18 protein-coding genes are annotated in these 16,148 nt (G+C 72.8%); 9 read left to right on the plus strand and 9 right to left on the minus strand.

Annotated features, from left to right (window positions below; all coding sequences use genetic code 11):
• Positions 1 to 59 precede the first annotated feature (59 nt).
• The 4 genes from ACZ4TO_RS17145 (at position 60) to ACZ4TO_RS17160 (ending at position 2,799) form a co-directional block, all read left to right on the plus strand.
• A complete protein-coding gene (locus ACZ4TO_RS17145; RefSeq protein WP_468024573.1) occupies positions 60 to 806 on the plus strand; it encodes an SgcJ/EcaC family oxidoreductase in 747 nt (248 codons plus the stop codon).
• The gene (locus tag ACZ4TO_RS17150; protein WP_382786404.1) at positions 803 to 1,144 is read left to right on the plus strand and encodes a YciI family protein; all 342 of its coding nucleotides are present in this window, start codon (positions 803 to 805) and stop codon (positions 1,142 to 1,144) included. The genes ACZ4TO_RS17145 and ACZ4TO_RS17150 overlap by 4 nt, the downstream gene beginning before the upstream one ends.
• Positions 1,135 to 2,427, plus strand: a complete 1,293-nt coding sequence (locus ACZ4TO_RS17155; RefSeq protein WP_468024797.1) for an RNA polymerase sigma factor — start codon at positions 1,135 to 1,137, stop codon at positions 2,425 to 2,427. The genes ACZ4TO_RS17150 and ACZ4TO_RS17155 overlap by 10 nt, the downstream gene beginning before the upstream one ends.
• 93 nt (positions 2,428 to 2,520) lie before the next feature.
• On the plus strand, positions 2,521 to 2,799 hold the full coding sequence (locus ACZ4TO_RS17160; protein ID WP_468024574.1) for a hypothetical protein: 279 nt from the start codon (positions 2,521 to 2,523) through the stop codon (positions 2,797 to 2,799).
• Here ACZ4TO_RS17160 and ACZ4TO_RS17165 read toward each other — a convergent pair.
• A complete protein-coding gene (locus ACZ4TO_RS17165) occupies positions 2,782 to 4,425 on the minus strand; it encodes an alpha-amylase family glycosyl hydrolase (protein ID WP_468024575.1) in 1,644 nt (547 codons plus the stop codon). The two genes, ACZ4TO_RS17160 and ACZ4TO_RS17165, sit on opposite strands and share 18 nt — an antisense overlap.
• A gap of 127 nt (positions 4,426 to 4,552) precedes the next feature.
• Between ACZ4TO_RS17165 and ACZ4TO_RS17170 the strand changes: the two genes are divergently transcribed.
• Positions 4,553 to 5,335: a class I SAM-dependent methyltransferase gene (locus ACZ4TO_RS17170; protein ID WP_468024576.1), complete on the plus strand. Its 783-nt coding sequence runs from the start codon at positions 4,553 to 4,555 to the stop codon at positions 5,333 to 5,335.
• 21 nt (positions 5,336 to 5,356) lie between these two features.
• On the opposite strand, the gene ACZ4TO_RS17175 is transcribed toward ACZ4TO_RS17170, so the two are convergent.
• Entirely contained in the window at positions 5,357 to 6,082 is a 726-nt protein-coding gene (locus ACZ4TO_RS17175) for a GntR family transcriptional regulator (RefSeq protein ID WP_468024577.1), read from the minus strand.
• A 579-nt stretch (positions 6,083 to 6,661) separates the two neighbouring features.
• On the opposite strand from ACZ4TO_RS17175, the gene ACZ4TO_RS17180 reads away from it, so the two are divergent.
• Positions 6,662 to 7,570, plus strand: a complete 909-nt coding sequence (locus ACZ4TO_RS17180) for an oxidoreductase (RefSeq protein ID WP_468024578.1) — start codon at positions 6,662 to 6,664, stop codon at positions 7,568 to 7,570.
• A 92-nt stretch (positions 7,571 to 7,662) separates the two neighbouring features.
• Entirely contained in the window at positions 7,663 to 8,364 is a 702-nt protein-coding gene (locus ACZ4TO_RS17185) for a hypothetical protein (protein ID WP_468024579.1), read from the plus strand.
• Positions 8,365 to 8,599: 235 nt separating this feature from the next.
• Here ACZ4TO_RS17185 and ACZ4TO_RS17190 read toward each other — a convergent pair whose 3' ends face one another.
• The 4 genes from ACZ4TO_RS17190 to ACZ4TO_RS17205 form a co-directional block, all read right to left on the minus strand.
• The gene (locus ACZ4TO_RS17190) at positions 8,600 to 8,953 is read right to left on the minus strand and encodes a beta/gamma crystallin domain-containing protein (RefSeq protein WP_451074978.1); all 354 of its coding nucleotides are present in this window, start codon (positions 8,951 to 8,953) and stop codon (positions 8,600 to 8,602) included.
• A 300-nt stretch (positions 8,954 to 9,253) separates the two neighbouring features.
• Entirely contained in the window at positions 9,254 to 9,655 is a 402-nt protein-coding gene (locus tag ACZ4TO_RS17195; protein ID WP_468024580.1) for a YybH family protein, read from the minus strand.
• Between the two features lie 8 nt (positions 9,656 to 9,663).
• On the minus strand, positions 9,664 to 10,629 hold the full coding sequence (locus ACZ4TO_RS17200; protein ID WP_385039390.1) for an acetylxylan esterase: 966 nt from the start codon (positions 10,627 to 10,629) through the stop codon (positions 9,664 to 9,666).
• Positions 10,630 to 10,734: 105 nt separating this feature from the next.
• Complete coding sequence (locus ACZ4TO_RS17205) at positions 10,735 to 11,319, minus strand: Rv1733c family protein (RefSeq protein WP_468024581.1); 585 nt, start codon at positions 11,317 to 11,319, stop codon at positions 10,735 to 10,737.
• Between the two features lie 389 nt (positions 11,320 to 11,708).
• Between ACZ4TO_RS17205 and ACZ4TO_RS17210 the strand changes: the two genes are divergently transcribed.
• Positions 11,709 to 12,623: a universal stress protein gene (locus ACZ4TO_RS17210; protein WP_468024582.1), complete on the plus strand. Its 915-nt coding sequence runs from the start codon at positions 11,709 to 11,711 to the stop codon at positions 12,621 to 12,623.
• Between the two features lie 222 nt (positions 12,624 to 12,845).
• Here ACZ4TO_RS17210 and ACZ4TO_RS17215 read toward each other — a convergent pair whose 3' ends face one another.
• Both ACZ4TO_RS17215 and ACZ4TO_RS17220 read right to left on the minus strand, forming a co-directional pair.
• Entirely contained in the window at positions 12,846 to 13,595 is a 750-nt protein-coding gene (locus tag ACZ4TO_RS17215) for a ferredoxin reductase (RefSeq protein ID WP_468024798.1), read from the minus strand.
• Positions 13,596 to 13,599: 4 nt separating this feature from the next.
• Entirely contained in the window at positions 13,600 to 14,205 is a 606-nt protein-coding gene (locus ACZ4TO_RS17220) for a sulfite oxidase-like oxidoreductase (protein WP_382786371.1), read from the minus strand.
• Between the two features lie 346 nt (positions 14,206 to 14,551).
• Here ACZ4TO_RS17220 and ACZ4TO_RS17225 point away from each other — a divergent pair, with 346 nt between their 5' ends.
• Positions 14,552 to 15,322 (plus strand): GNAT family N-acetyltransferase, encoded by a 771-nt coding sequence (locus tag ACZ4TO_RS17225; protein WP_468024583.1) that lies wholly within the window; start codon positions 14,552 to 14,554, stop codon positions 15,320 to 15,322.
• A 109-nt stretch (positions 15,323 to 15,431) separates the two neighbouring features.
• On the opposite strand, the gene ACZ4TO_RS17230 is transcribed toward ACZ4TO_RS17225, so the two are convergent.
• Entirely contained in the window at positions 15,432 to 15,830 is a 399-nt protein-coding gene (locus ACZ4TO_RS17230) for a MarR family winged helix-turn-helix transcriptional regulator (protein ID WP_382787220.1), read from the minus strand.
• Positions 15,831 to 16,148 lie beyond the last annotated feature (318 nt).

Below are 16,148 nucleotides of genomic sequence, written 5' to 3' on the forward strand. Positions count from 1 at the left end.
TCACCGGGGCGCCGTCCGTCGGTGGGGTGTAGGAAGCTCGATGAGTACCAGGAGGAACCATGAAGTACATGCTGCTGGTCTGTGGCGACGACACCGCCGACGCGTCCGGGATGGCGCCCGTCGAACCGTGGGTCGAGGAACTGGGCGCCGAGCGCGGCGTCCGGCTGCACGGCCACCGGCTCCGGCTGCCCGCCGACGCGGTCACCGTCCGGGTACGCGACGGTGAAGTGCTCCGCACCGACGGGCCGTTCGCCGAGACGAAGGAGTACGTCGCCGGCTTCGACATCCTCGACTGCGCCACCATGGAGGAGGCGATCGAGGCCGCCGCGAAGCACCCCGTCGCCACCATCGGCGCCATGGAGATCCGCGCCTTCTGGGAGGACGAGGACGCCGAGGGCGAGATCCGCCGACTCGACGCCGAGCTCACCGAGGCCCTGCGCGAACGGGACCTCGACCGGGCCATGGCCTGCTACGCCCCCGACGTCGAGGTCTTCCACCCCGTGAGCGGCATGGAACAGAGCGGTGCCGACGCCCTGCGCAAGGCGCAGGAGGAGTGGTTCGCGGCCCTCGCGGGCCCCGCCGACCGCGAGGTGCTGGACTTCCGGGTCCGCATCGACGAGAGCGTCGCCTTCAGCCACGCCTTGGTGCGCCTGCGCGCCCCGCTCACCGACGGCACGACGCTGGACTCCACCACCCGCGTCACCACGGGCTACCGCGCGGCCGGCGACCGCTGGCGGATCGTGCACCAGCACATGTCGGTGCCGTCGGACGCCGGCAGCCCGCCGGCCGGGGCGACGCGGTCATGAAATACGCGCTGTTCATCTGCACTCCCGTCGACGGCGAGGAGCTCGGCCCCGACGAGATGGCCGACGACCCCCGCTTCACCTCGTACCTCCAGGAGGTGCGCGAGCGCGGCGTCGTGACGGGCGGCGCCCGGCTCCGGCCGGCCGCCGACGCCACCACCGTCCGCGTCCAGGGCGACGAAGTCCTGCTCACCGACGGGCCGTTCGTCGAGGCCAAGGAGTACGTGGCGGGCATCGACATCATCGAGGTCGCCGACCTCGACGAGGCCATCGCGCTCGCGTCCCGGCATCCGGCGGCGCTGGGCGGCGGTTCCGTGGAGGTGCGGCCGCTCTGGGAGTGAACGACGGGGTCGAGGAGGCGGTCGCGGCCGCGTTCCGTGAGGAGTGGGGCCAGGTCGTCGCCACCCTGATCCGGATGACCGGCGACTGGGACCTCGCCGAGGAGTGCGCGCAGGACGCCTTCGCCCAGGCGCTCGACCGGTGGCGGCGCGACGGAGTGCCGCGCCGCCCCGGCGCCTGGCTGACCGCGACCGCGCGCAACCGCGCCCTGGACGTGCTGCGCCGCGAGGCGGTCGGAGCGCGGAAGCTGCGGGAGGTGGCGGTGTCGGCACGCGACGAGGGACCGTACGACCCGTACGGTCCGTACAGCATGTACAGCCCGTACGGATCGGATCCCGACGAGGAGAGCGGAGTCCACGACGACCGGCTGCGGCTGGTCTTCACCTGCTGCCACCCGGCGCTGGCCATCGAGGCCCGGGTGGCCCTCACCCTGCGCACCCTGGCCGGGCTCACCACGCCCGAGATCGCCCGCGCCTTCCTCGTCCCCGAGGCGACGATGGCGCAGCGGCTGGTGCGCGCCAAGCGGAAGATCCGCAACGCCGGCATCCCCTACCGCGTGCCGCCCGCGCACCTCCTGCCCGAACGCACCACCGGTGTCCTCGGCGTGCTCTATCTGCTCTTCAACGAGGGGTACGCCGCCACGGCCGGCGCCGATCTGGTGCGCGCGAACCTCTCCGCGGAGGCCATCCGGCTGGCCCGCGTCCTGGCCCGCCTCATGCCCGACGAGCCCGAAGTACTCGGACTGCTCGCGCTGTTGCTGCTCCACGACGCGCGCAGCGGCACCCGCGTCGACGCCTCCGGCGACCTGGTCACCCTGGAGGACCAGGACCGTACGGCCTGGGACACCGCCGAGGCGGACGAGGGCGCCGCGCTCCTGGAGACCGCGCTGCGCCGCGGCCGCCCCGGCCCCTACCAGATCCAGGCCGCCATCGCGGCCTGTCACACCACGGCCGCCACGGCCGAGGAGACCGACTGGGCCGACATCGCCGGCCTCTACGGCGAGCTCCGGCGCTTCGTACCCTCCGCCGTGGTCCGCCTCAACCGGGCGGTCGCGGTGGGCATGGCCGAAGGCCCCGACGCGGGCCTCGCGCTGGTCGCCGAACTGGAGGCGGAGGGCGAGCTGGACGCGTACCACCTGCTGCCCGCCACTCGCGCGGACCTGCTGCGCCGCGCCGGGCGCACGACGGAGGCGGCCGAGGCGTACGACCGGGCCCTCGCGCTGGTGGAGAACGCGGCCGAGCGGAGATTTCTGGAGAAGCGGCTCGCGGAGTGTCGATCCGCGTAGGGGCCCTTCGTCGGTGGGGTGAAGGCGCCTCCCGGCCGTGGTCGGACCGGGGGCGGCGCCGCCGCTCTTCCGACGCCCAGGAGGTTCCATCCCATGACTGCCCAGGCAACCCCCACGACCCTGTCGGCCCGCGTATGCGCGGCGGGCGCCGCCGCACCCTCGACGGTCCCCGCGCCCGCCCCTGGCCCCGCCGTCCGGGCGGCCGCACCGGCGGCGAGTTCCGTCCCGGTGCGGAGCGCCAGGAGAGCCCTCGGAGTGCTGCTCGCGCGCCGCGCGCGGCCGAAGCGGGCCGCCGTGTGGGCGGCCCCGGCCGCGGAAGGCGTCCCGAGCGCCCCGGACGTCTGGCTCGCCGGGCTACGGCTGGGCGGCTGACCCGGCCCGTGGCTCGGTGAGTTCGAAGACGCCGTAGCCGAATCCCCGGGCGTTCACCGTGCCGGTGCCGGTGCCGGTGCCGGTGCCGGTGCCGATCTCGACGCCGTCCGATTCCAGGGGGCGGACGCCGGAGGTCACCTCGACGGGACAACTCGCCTGCTCCCGGCGCGGGTTGACGACGACGAGATAGCGGCCGCCGCGCACGTACACGAACGGGTATCCGGCGTGCACCACCTCGACCGAGCCGGCCGGCCCCAGCTCCGGCGTGCCGGTGCGCAGCGCGACCAGACGGCGTACGAGCCCCAGGAGCGAGGTGTCGTCGGCTCGTTGGGCGGCGACCGTCGGGCGGTCCGGGGACGGATCGAGAGGGAGGTACAGCCGGTCGGAAGGGGCCGTGGAGAAACCGGCGTTGGGGCCCTCGTCCCACTGCATCGGCGTACGGGAACCCGCGCGGTTGTAGCGCGGTCCCAGCACGCTGCCCTCCTTGTCGGGCAGCCCCGGGACGTAACGCATGCCGATCTCGTCGCCGTAGTAGATCGCCGGAAGGGTCGGCCAGGTGAGCTGGAAGACGAACGCGACGGGAAGCTGACCGGCCGTGCGGGGGCCGCAGTTGAGACGGGAGAAGTCGTGGTTGGAGGTCGGCAGCGCGATGAAGCCGGCCTCGCCGACCGCGCCGGAGGCCTGCCGCCAGGCCTCCAGGAACGGGCCCGGTGAACCGCGGCCCCCGGCGTCGAAGAAGCAGTCGAGCGGGTCCCAGGCCTCGTTGACCGTGCCCTCCCCGTTGCTCCACAGCGAGCGCAGGGCCAGCCCGTCGGTGGGGCCGCCGAACTGGAGGAAGAAGTCCGCGTGGAACCCGGCCGGGACGGACACCTCCGGTTCGCCCCATTCCGAGAGGAGCACGGCCTGCGGATGCGCGCCGTCCAGCCAGTGTCTCAACTCCGTCCAGATCGCGGCCGTCTCCCGCTTGTCCGGGTCGTCCTTGACGAGCGAGGCGGCCATGTCCACCCGGAAGCCGGCCAGGCCCAGGCCCAGCCAGTGGTCCATCACCGTGCGCAGCTCGGCCCGGTTGGCGCGCGGACCCGGTGCGTCGACCGGCAGGCGCCAGGGCTCGTCCGGACGGGCCCGTCCGTAACCGAAGTTGAGCGCGGGCTGGAACGCGAAGAAGTTCGGCAGATACGCCCCCGGACGGGTCCCCGGTGAGGGGACGAAGCCGTCCGGGGCCTGGCCCTCCGGCGCCCAGATGTAGCGGTCGTCGGCCGGATCGTCCATCGCGGCCCGGAACCAGGGGTGTCGGTCGGAGGTGTGACCGGCCACAAGGTCGAGGAGCACGCGGATGCCGCGACGGCCGGCCGCGTCGACGAGGCGGGCGAGGTCGCCGGAGGTTCCGTAGCGGGGTGCGACCCGCAGATAGTCGGCGACGTCGTACCCGGCGTCGCCGAACGGGGACACGAAACACGGGTTGAGCCATACGGTGTTGACGCCCAGCCACGCCAGGTGGTCGAGGCGTTCGGTGATGCCGGCGAAGTCGCCGATGCCGTCACCGTTCGAGTCGGCGAACGACTGCGGATAGATCTGATAGAAGACGGCGTCGGCCAGCCAGGCGGGGGCGGGGCGGAACGAGGTCATGCCCCGGACGATAGATCAGCGCACCGCGCGTCCGCTGCCCCACGGGCCGCCGTTCGGTCGCTGTCCGCCGCATGGCGCCGTCGGGATCTTCCGCCCTCCTGGCCGGACAGGTCCTAAGCTCGGCGAGATGTTCACCCCGCAAGGTCCCACCCTGCGCGAGCTGGCCGTGCAGGCCCTCTCGTCGATCGAACGCGGCTACGACCTGCTCGCGCCCAAGTTCGACCACACGCCGTTCCGGACGCCGGACACGATCCTCGAAGCCGTGGGGAGCGCCCTGGAGCCGATGGGGCCGTTCGACGCCGGACTCGACCTCTGCTGCGGCACCGGCGCGGGCATGGAGGTCCTGCGGGAGCTGTGCCGCGACAGCGTCACCGGGGTCGACATCAGCGCGGGCATGCTGACGGTCGGGCGCTCACGGCTCGCGGCCGTCGATGAGCGGTCTCCGCGGGGTGAGGGCCGGTCGCCGGCGGTCGCCTTCGTGCGGGCGGACGCCCGCGACCTCCCCTTCGGGTCCGTGTTCGACCTGGTCGTGAGCTTCGGCGCCTTCGGGCACTTTCTGCCGCGGGAGCTGCCCGGGCTGTTCTCCGGCGTCCACGCCGTCCTGCGTCCGGGCGGGCGCTTCGCCTTCCCGATCATGGCTCCGCCGGGCCCCGCCTCCCCCTGGTACTGGGCCCTGCTGGGCTTCGACACGGTGATGCGGGTGCGCAACGCCGTCCGGCGCCCGACCTTCGTCATGTACTACCGCACGTTCCGGCTCGGCGACGTCCAGCGGGAGCTGGCGCGGGCCGGATTCCGGACGGAGCTCCACGCGCTGGACGAGTTCGGCCGCCGACGGGACGGAAGCCCGCGGGCCCGCATGGTCGTGGCCACACGTGAGGACACCCCGGGAGCGCCCGTCGGCGGCGCGTGACGCCGTACCCCGCCTCCGGTGCTAGTCGGCCGCCGGCAGGGTGAACTCGTAGACCAGGGCGTCCTGTCGGGCGTCCACGGTCAGGTCGGTGATCTCCAGCGGACGGTCGTACTGGTCGTGCACCCGACGGGTGACCCGTACCGACTGCGGGAGTCTGGTGATCGCGTCCCGGTGGTGCAGGGTCAGCCCCGCCTTGCGCATCCAGTCGTAGGCGCGTGAGAGCTGCGCCGAGGCGTGGCCGTCCGCGCGGTCGCGGTAGCGGGCGAGCTCCTCCACCTCGGTCACGGCGATGGCGGAGAACGACGTCACGGCCGAGCGCAGCCCGCTTCCGTCGGTCGCGGCCGACTCGTAGCGATGGACCAACGTCGCCCGCCGCGGGGCGAGTCCGAGGGCCTTCGCGTGTTCCGGTGAGGGGGTCTCCCAGGTCACGGTGGTACGGCGGCACCCTTCGGGTTCGCCCGTGTGCGCGCCGACGGGGAAGTCGAGGGACGGGACGTGTTCGGCGCCGGTGCCGGACAGCGTCGCATGGCTGCCGCGTCGGTCGGTGGAGACCTGGCCGTCGCGCCGCAGCATGTGCAGCGCCTGCCGTACGGTCTCCCGGCTGACGCCGAAGCGGGTGGACAACTCGCGTTCCCCCGGCAGCCGTTCGCCGGGCGGAATGATCCCGTCGCGCAGCTCGCCGAGCAGTTGCGCGGCGATCCGCGCGTAGAGCGGTTCGTGGTCGGTCGGATGGGTGGTGCGGGCCATGACCGCGCCTCCTGGATGGTGACATGAAGTAGCCGTGTGAGCTCGGTGCGCCACCACATGTAGCATTGGTCTAAACCACTAGCAAAGAGCGTTCGGGGACTTCGGCCGAATTCCGCCCGCGCTTCCGGTGGCCCCGCGCCGCGCTCGCGGCGCGCCGCTCCCGGTGGCCTCGCGTGCGGACTTCCTTGATCCGGGGGCGATGCGCGGGCTCGTCGGACCGATCACGTACCTCGGCCGGCCCCTGTTTCCGGGGCCGCGAGATCGGGAGATCCGCCCACCCCGTCGTGTCCGAAAGTCCCTGGCCGGGCGCCGATCGAGGGCCCCGGACCGTGGGTTCGCGGGACCCCGGACCGAAGGTCACTCGGCCGGTCCAGCGGAAGGTCCCTCAGCCCGTCCGTCCGATGCTCCGTCTGCGGATTCAACGGCCGGGCAGGGAAGGTTCGTTCCCGATTCGAGTGTGACAATTCGCCTGGCCGGCACCCCTGTCGGAGCACCCCGAGGCCGCCGCATACTCCTGGCTCCGGCCGGACGGAGACGCGACCGTCCACCCAGGCCGGGGACGAGAGGAGACGGTACGCAGTGAGCGCGGCGGACGCGGGGACTTGGAAACTGGGCGACCTGGAGGTCAACCGGATCGGCTACGGAGCGATGCGGCTGACCGGCAACGGCATGGCCGGGAACTCGGACGGCCCGCCGATCGACCGCGACCTCGCGGTCGGCCTGCTGCGCCGGGCGGTCGACCAGGGCGTCAACCACATCGACACGGCATCCTTCTACTTCTCCCCGCTGCGCTCGGCCAACGAGCTGATCAACCGCGCGCTGTCGTCCCGCCGGGACGACGTGGTCGTCGTCACCAAGGTCGGGCCGGGCCGTGAGCCGTCCGGCGCGTGGTACCCCATGGTCCGTCCCGACCGACTGCGCGGTCAGGTGGAGGAGAATCTGCGGCAGCTCGGCCGGGACCATCTCGACGTGGTGAACCTGCGCCGGAACGGCCGGGACATGCACTCCGTCGCCGAGCACTTCGGGGCGCTCGCCGAACTGCGCGAGGCGGGCCTGATCCGTCATCTGGGCCTGTCCAACGTGGGCCCCGAGCACGTCTCCGAGGCGCGGACCCTGGCCCCGGTCGTGTGCGTGCAGAACTCCTACGGACTCGACGCGCGCGGGGCCGACGAGAGCGGACTGGTGGATCTCTGCGGCGAGCTCGGCATCGCCTTCGTCCCGTTCTTCGCGGTCTCGGGGCTGCGCCGGGAGGCGGCCGCCGGGCAGGAGCGGGACGAGAGGGTCCGCGCGGTCGCCCGTGCCCACGGAGTGACGCCGGCGCAGGTGCGGCTCGCCTGGACCCTGCACCGGGGGCCGCATGTGCTGGCCATCCCGGGCACGGCCGACCCGGCCCACCTCGACGAGAACATCGCGGCCGGCGCCCTGCGGCTCGCCCCGGAGGAGCTGGAACTGCTCGAAGCGCCGACGGGTGACGGGGCGTCGGCGTAGAGGATGCCCGCCTCGATGCTCCGGTGCGGGGGAGGCGTTGTCAGCGGCCGGCCGTAGGCTCCCCGCGTCGGGGTTCGGCGGATGGAGGCGACGTGAGTTTTGACCTTGCGGTGTGGTTCGAGTCCGGGCGCGTCTCGGTCGCCGACGCCACGCGCACGTACGAGCGGCTGTGCGACGGCGACCCGACCGGAGCCGGAGTCGTGGCGAACGAGGCCGTGGCCGCCTTCCACCGGGAACTGACCGACCGGTTCCCCGAGCTTTCGTCCACGGTGGACGACGACGCGCTGGCGGAGGCGTCACCCTGGGCAGCCGGCCTCGACGTCTCCGCCGCACATGTGATCATGCCGATGTCCTGGAGCCGGGCCGACGGCACGGCGCCCGAGGTGGTGGACCTCGCCGGCCGGCACGGTCTGGTCTGCCTCGACCCGCAGGCCCAGGTGCTGCACCGTCCGCCCGCGCAGCGCGGGGCCGACGGGCTGAGCCTTCGGCCGTGCGTCGGGTTGACGGTCGAGGACGCGGACCCCGAGGTGATCGAGCGTGCCGTGCGCCGACTGTCCGCGGAGAACTGGTTCCTGATCCTGGAGCGGCGCAGCGGCTACTTCCTGCAGGTCGGCCACGGTCCCAACGCGGGCCTGGCCACGGACGGCTTCGCCGTCGAACACCGGGAAGGCTCGATGGAACGCCACTACCGTTGCGTGCTGAGCGGGCGGGACGAGGTGGCCGCGCTCTTCGCCGACTACGCGGCGGGAGCGAACACCTGGAGCGTCGACGCGCAGTGGGCCGGCCTCTTCTGACACGACCGTTTTTGGTGGGGATCTCTCTTCTCCCGGCGTGCCCGTGATCATGCCCCCGGAACGCTACGGGAACAGGCCGATACAGGCCGCGCGAAAATCGCGCGACCTGTATCGATATTCTGGAGTCGATTCGGTTGATCGCGATGCGGAATTCAATTCCGTTCGGGAATGAACGCGTACCCGGAGCGGGGCGCGCGTCGGTACGCGTGCTCCCGAGGAGTTTCCCGATCGTCCGCTAGAGGATTTCGATGTCCTTGACCAGCGGGGGACGACTCGGGAAAGTGATGTCGGTCCACCGGTTGATGCGCACCGAGTCGCCGTTCGCGTCGTAGTAGATGAGATCGTTGTTGCCCGTCGAAATGCGGTCCACCCACCATGAGCCGAAGCTGGTCCGGCCCTTGTTGGCGTAGCAGTCCACGCTGGACCTCCCGTCCAGGTGCGACCAGATCTTCAGGTAGTCCGCCCCGCCACGGCACTCTATGTGGTCGATGGCGAATGCGTTGCCGGTGGGCATGGCCATCGTGACGGCCAGGGTGGCCGCCGCCGCCACGCCCACGGAACGGGCTACCCTCAGCGTCCTTGAAATCACGACTTCTCCTTCATTCAACATGCGAACAGGGTCACTCGGGCTTTCCCCACGAAGATCCTGCAGGGCGGCTGCATACGGCAAGGATCCATGACCCCCCGGACCGGAATGTGCCCCTGAATGTCTAGATCGGCACCACTTGGAGCGGGGTAGAAGCCCGGTTTCCGGCCGCTCGTAATGCCTTTTGGCCAGAGAGGAGAAAGGCGTCTCCGGTCGACAGGAATACGGATTGTCGGCGTCGCTATTTCCGCCACCGCCGGAGGTGCTTCCCGGGCGAAGAGGCGTATCGGGTCCGCTCCGGTACTAGGTCGTCCGCCACGGAAGAGCGGGTACGGACCCTTGGACGCTGTGCCAGTAGTCCCGGGTCTCCACCGCGAGTCCCGTGGCGTCGAAGCGGACGAAGACACAGCCCGCGAGGGTGGTCGGACCGTCCTCCTCCCGTGCCAGGACGCGGAACTCCGCGACCGCGCGGCCGTCCTGGCCCACCAAGGGGTCGGAGAAGCGGACGTCGGCCGTGATCTCGGACGCGAAGGACCAGCGGAGATACGCGGCGAGCTCGTCCCGGCCGCGGTGGGGCTCCCGGAACGGCATCGACCGGTGGACGCACGCCTCCGAGTAGAGCTCCAGGATCGCCTCGACGTCGTGGGCCGCCCAGGCCCGCTCCCATACCCTCACGAAGCGTCGTGCCGCCGTCGTCGTGTCCATCACGGGCCTCAGACGCGCGCGGGGAGCCAGCGCAACTGCGCGGCCTGCTGGTAGGGGCCGCCGCCCTCATGGTCGTTGAAGTCGTACACCTCGATCTCCTTGTCGTCGTTCGCCCAGGCGTTGAACGCCGCGAAGACCGTCGAAGGCGGGCAGGTCTGGTCCTCCAGGGCGGCCGAGAAGAGGGCGGGGGCCCGGCCGCGCGCCGCGAAGTGCACCCCGTCGAAGTAGGAGAGCGTGCGCCGCACCCGCTCCGTGCGGCCGCGGTGGGTCTTGAGGTAGTTGCCGATCTCCCGGTACGGGGCGCGGTCCGTGAGGACGGTGGCACGCGGGAAGTCGCACAGGAACGGCACATCGGGGGCGATGGCCGCCAGGTCCGGCACGAGTCCGCCGACCGCGAGGGTGATGCCGCCGCCCTGGCTCCCGCCGAGCGCCGCGACGCGCCCGGCGTCCACCAACGGATGCGAGCGGGCCGCCTCCACCGCGCGCACCGCGTCCGTGAACAGCCGCCGGTAATAGTAGGTCTCCGGGTCCTCGATGCCGCGTGTCATGAACCCCGGGAAGGCGGGCGCGCTGCCCACGGGGTCCGGGGTGTCGCCGCCGCCCCACCCGCTCGCCTGACCCCGGGTGTCCATCACGAAGTGTGCGAAGCCCGCCGACGCCCACAGCAGATGCGTGTGCGGGAGCCCGCGTCCGCCGCCGTAGCCGATGAACTCGACGACCGTGGGGAGCGGGGAGTTCGCCCAGGCCGGCACGGTCAGCCAGCCCTTGATGGGATGCCCGCCGAACCCGGCGAACGTGACGTCGTGGACCGTGACGGTCTTCAGCGGGATCGCGACGGGCTCGAAGCGCGGGGCGAGATCGTGCTCGCGGGCTTCCTGGAGGGTCTTGGCCCAGAAGGCGTCGAAATCCTCGGGCTCGGCGGACGCGCTGCGGTAGCCGCGGAGTTCGTCGAGCGGGAGGTCGAACAGGGCCATCGGGGACCACCTTTCGGCACACGGGCGCGGGTGATCACACCGTACGTCCACCCCCGAAGCCCCGCTACGGCCCTGCCGGGGACGGGGGAGACCCCGGGGTGTCCCTCACGCCGTGCGCCGGGTCCACTCCGGTTCCGTCCGGGCCCAGTCGTGCTCCCACTGCGCCAGCCGTCGGCGCCCCAGGGCCCGGCGTACGCAGAAATGCGTGAAGACGACGGCCGAGGCCGCACCCGTCGTGGCGAACACGCCCGTGGCCAGAGCCTGTTGGAGGACCGTCGAAGAACTCGGAGCCGGACGCACGATCCGTTCCCGCGCGTCGGTCCACACGTCGACGCGCGCGCCGCGCCGCAGACCCGCGGGCACGCCCACCCGCCCGGTCCGGGCCTTTCCGTCGGACCCGGTCCAGCGCACCAGCGCGGCGAGCGAGCGCCGTCCGCCGGCCGGCCTCGACGACACCGTCGTCGGCGCGTCGTCCATCAGCACCGCCCGGACATGGTGCTGAACGGCCCGCCGCGCGGCCGCGTCCGCCTGCGTGCCGTCGTACGTCCACCACGCCGCCCCCGCTCCCAGGAGCGGCGCGCCGACGAACAGCAGAACACCCACGGCCAGCGCCCACCACGCCTCGACGACGTCGGAGCGGCGTCGCAGCGGATTCCGGCGCCAGCGCCAGCCGCGCACCCGGGTTCGCATGCCCCCTCCTCACTGCCCCGCGCCGAGCCGATGACAGGCGACCTGAGCCCACCGGCCTCGACGTCGAACAACCCGCCGTTCAGGGCCGGTTCACCGCACCCGGCCGCAGCTTCCCGATCGGCTCCACCGCCGTCGGCGATCCGACGCCCGGCAGCCCGGTCTTGTCCGGCGGACGACTGATCCCCGCACTCCGTGGAACCCGCGCAGCACCACGCCGACGAACAGGAGCCCCCGATGACAGGACACCGGCCGTCGCGGCCCGCGACACCCGGGCGCACACCCGACTTCCCCGCCCCCGCCCGGATACACCCGCCGGGCCGGATCCACGGTGACGCCGTGCGCCACCAGCGTTCCGCCACCATCCGCCCCCACCCCGAAAGGCATCGCCCATGAACACCGGCCCCGCCATCACCGCAGGAATCGACGGCTCCCGCGCCGGCCTGGACGCCGCCGACTGGGCGGCCCGCGAGGCCGAACGCCGCCGCCTCCCGCTGCGCCTCGTGCACGCGGGCACACCGCGGCCCGTCGTCGCGCGTGTTCCGGACGTCGACGTACCCGCCGGCTGCGCCCGGTCGGCGCTCGATCGGGCGGCTATCCAACTCTCCTACGCGCACCCGGCGTTGGAGATCATCGCGCGTCACACCGAGGTGCCCGCGGTGCCCGCGCTGCTCGCGGCGGCCGCCGAGTCGGAGACGCTGGTCGTCGGCTCCCGCGGTCACACCGGTGATCCCGCGCCGGCGGGATTCCTGGCCGGCTCCGTCGCCCTGGCCGTCGCGGGCGCCGCGGAGCGCCCGGTCGTTCTCGTCCGCGCGGGTGAACTACCCGAGGACGAGCGGGCGTTCACCTCAGGGGACGCGCTTCCGGGCACCGTGCCCTACCGTCCCGTGGTCCTCGGCCTGGACCTGCGGCACGCCGCCGACCGGCTGATCGGTCACGCCTTCGAGACCGCCGCCGTCCGCTCGGCACCGCTCGTGGTGGTGCACGCCTGGTCCTCGCCCCCGGACGACGACCGCGCCCCGGCCGAGGCGTCTGCCACCGTGACGTCGATCGGCGACGCGCGCGGCCGGGAGGCCGGCCGACGACACGCCCTGAGCCACGCGCTCCGGCCCTGGCGCGACAGGTTCCCGGACACCCCGGTCTCGGAACGGGTCATCCACGGTCTCCCCGAGGACCATCTGCTGAGGGCGTCGGCCGGTTCAGGCCTGCTCATCATCGGCCGCCGGGCGGGCGAGCGCCTGGGCCGCGCGGCACGGACCGTCATCCGCCGGGTGACGTGCCCGATCGCCGTGGTCCCCCACGGCTGACCCCACACCCGCCGACGCCGGACTCATCGGCCGACCGGCCTGCGCCGCACCCACCGGACACGGCCGACGCCGGACCCAGAGGCACCGGCCGACGCCGGACTCGGCGCCGACCGGCCTACGCGGCACTCATCGGACGGCGCCCGCTCCGCACCGGCCGGCATCCGACGACGCCGGGACCACCAGCACCCTTCGAAGCCGAACCCACCGGCCGCCCCCGACGACTCAGCCGAACCGCTCGATCCGGATCCGGTCCACCGGCTGCCCCGCCTCCACCAGCAGGCGTGAGGCGTGCTCCGCGAATCCGTTGGAACCGCAGACGTAGGCCTCCCACCCACCGGGCGGCTGTTCGGCCAGGAGCGGCGCCACATGTGCGGCGGTCATACGTCCGACGGGCACACCGGCGGGGGCCGCGCGGGTGAACACGGCGGTGGTCTCGGCGCCGTACTCCCGGGCGTAGATGAGCTCCTCGGGACTGCGCGCCGACACCAGAAGGCGCAGCGGCACGCCGAGGGACCGCGCCCGGTGGTGCCGCAGCATCGACATCAGCGGTACGACGCCGGAACCCGCCCCGACGAGCAGCGCGGGCCGGTCCCCGGGCCAGGCGAAGAAGCCGCTGTTGGGACCGCGGACCTCGACGGAGTCGCCGGTCCTGGCCACGGTGTGGAACCAGCCGGAGACCTCGCCGCCGTCGACATGGTCCAGGGTCAGCTCTATGTGCCCGGTGTCGTCGGGTGAGGACGCGATGGAGTAGTGGCGCTGCGCCACATATCCGTCCCCGGCGGTGAGCCGCAGCATCAGATGCTGGCCCGGCAGATGTCCCGCCCACGCGGGAACGGCGAGCCGGAAGGTCGCCGCGTGCGGGGTCTCGCGCCGGATCTCCGTGAGCGTGGCGGTCTGCCAGGTGGTGGCCGTCCGCGTGTCCACCGCGATGCGTCCGGGCACGGCGAACCGCGTCGGCGGTACGAAGGTCATGGTCTCAGTCACCGGAGTAACGCTGCTCTTCCCAGGGGTTGCCGCGGGCGTGGTAGCCGTTCTGCTCCCAGAATCCCGGCTCGTCGTGGTCGAGGATCCGGATGCCCGCGATCCACTTGGCGCTCTTCCAGAAGTACAGATGGGGCACGATCAGCCGCGCCGGGCCGCCGTGCTCGGCCGGCAGCGGGCGTCCGTCGTACTCCCACACGATCCACGCGCGCCCGCCGGTGAGGTCGGCCAGCGGCAGGTTCGCGGTGTACCCGGTGTGCGCGTAGGCGACCGCGTGAGTGGCGGCCGGGTCGGGTCGTACGGCCTCCAGGAACGTGTCCAGCGACACGCCTTTGAACCGCACCCCGAACTTCGACCAGCTCGTCACGCAGTGGATGTCGCCCTCGTACGAGGAGGCGGGCAGCGCGTGGGCCTGCTCCCAGTCCCAGGTCCGTGGTTCGGCCACCAGGCCGTCGATCCGCAGGGTCCAGTCGGCGGGCGCCAGGTCCGGGGTGACCTCGGCCGACAGGACGGGCCAGTCGTCGCCGGCGTCGTACTGGCCGGGCGGCAGTCCGGGATTGTGGACGCGCGGGCGGCCGGTGAAGCCTCGCGTGACGTTCATACGGGTGGTGCCTCCAGGGCCACGGGTGACGGCGGCCCGCGGATCGAGCGGGGTCGCCGGGGACGGCGGCCCGCGGATCGGGGTGACGTGCGGTGCGGGCGCGGGCCGGTGTCCGGCACGCATCGCTGCTTGACCATTCAACGGTACGCGCACGGGGATCGTGCTCCGAGCCGGTACCGGCCGCCGGTCATTGCATGCGTATGAACTCTCCGGCGGCCCGGGAATAGCCGCGCCCCGATCTTCCTTGCCCCAGAAGCGGACTCCGGTGGCCCGTACACGCACAGACGGTGAGCGGTGTCACGGCGACGGTGACCGGTGACCAACGCGAAGGAGAGTGAGGGAGCAGATGACCGAGGCGTACGTCTCCACACGGTTCGAGGGCCCGGAGACGCAGGGGAGCCCCTCCGACCGTCACCCCCTCGACAACCCGGCGCTCGGCTCCCTGACCGGGCCCCACGCCCACTTCGCCGAACGGCGCGGACGCGTGCTGCGCTACCCCCTGGACGTGTCTCCGTGGCTGGCGCTGCCCGACGATCCCGGCGCTGCCGACTGGGCCGACCTCGCGGCCCTGGTCGGTCCCGGGGGCGCGGCTCCGCTGGCCGGTTTCGACGGGCGTACCCCGGACGGCTGGGAGGTGGTCTTCAGCCTCGACGGAGTGCAGCTCGTGGACGACGGGCTGGACGCGGCACCCGACGCCGAGGCCGTCCGGCTCGGCCCCGCCGACGTGCCGGAGATGCTGGACCTGGTGGAACGGACCCAGCCCGGCCCCTTCGAACAGCGCACGGTCGAGCTCGGCACGTATCTCGGCATCCGCCGGAACGGCGCCCTGGTCGCCATGGCCGGCGAGCGGCTCCACCCGCCGGGCTGGACCGAGATCAGCGCGGTGTGCACGGACCCCGGCCACCGCGGCGAGGGCCTGGCCACACGGCTGATCCTGGCCGTCGCGCACGGCATCCGGGAGCGCGGCGAGACCCCGTTCCTGCACACCGCCGCGAGCAACACCGGCGCCATCCGCCTCTACGAGTCGCTGGGATTCCGGCTGCGCCGCAACGTCCGCTTCATGGCCGCACGGGTGCCCGAGCACCTGGGCGACGACCGGACCGCGGGCGTGGGCTGACGCCGGGCGCGGGTGCCGGGTCGGTCCGGTGTCGGCAGGGTCCAGGGCCCGTCCGCGAGGTCGCGTCGTTCGCCCGGATGCCGGGCGGGCGGGACTTCGCGGACACGCGCTAGGCGGTGTCGCGGCCGCCGGCGGTGGCGTTGTAGCGCAGCAGGTACGAGGCGAAGCGGGCGAGGTCCTCGTCGGGCCAGCCCGCCAGCCGCTCGCGGAACGCCGACCGGCGGCTGTGGGTCACCTGGGACAGGATCTCCGTGCCCGCCTCGGTCAGGTACAGCACCTGGACGCGGTGGTCCTCGGGATCCATCCGCCGCTCGACCAGCCCGGCCCGCTCCAGCGCCGCCACCTGGCGGCTGACCGTGGACTTGTCCAGCGCGTAGTGCGCGGCGAGGTCCGTGGCCCGGCAGCCGCCGACCTCCTCCAGATGGCCGAGCAGGGTGTACGAGACCAGCGACAGCTCGGGATGCATGCGCCCCGCCGAGGCACGGGCCCGCCGGGCGAAGACGGTCATCTCCCGCTGGATGATCTCCACGGCGGCGTCGCCCGGTACGTCGTCCGCCGGGACGCCGTCGGCCGGTGTCCCCGTGGTGACGACGTGCTCACCGGATCCTTCGGATGCCATGACGGGACCTCCCTGACCTGCCCTGGTTGCATAGTACAACTTGGGGCAGGAGGTGTGAGAGTCGCCCATGTCGACCCGGGTGGGGCGGGTGGCGAGCGGTCGGCGCGCGATGGCCGGATGCCCGCACCGTCCACTGATCGTTCCTGTAGGGTGGCCGTCCCGGCCGAGGACGACTCGGCCGTCGAACCGTCGAGGAGGTGAGACCCA

Source organism: Streptomyces sp. NPDC028298 (genome assembly GCF_055565895.1).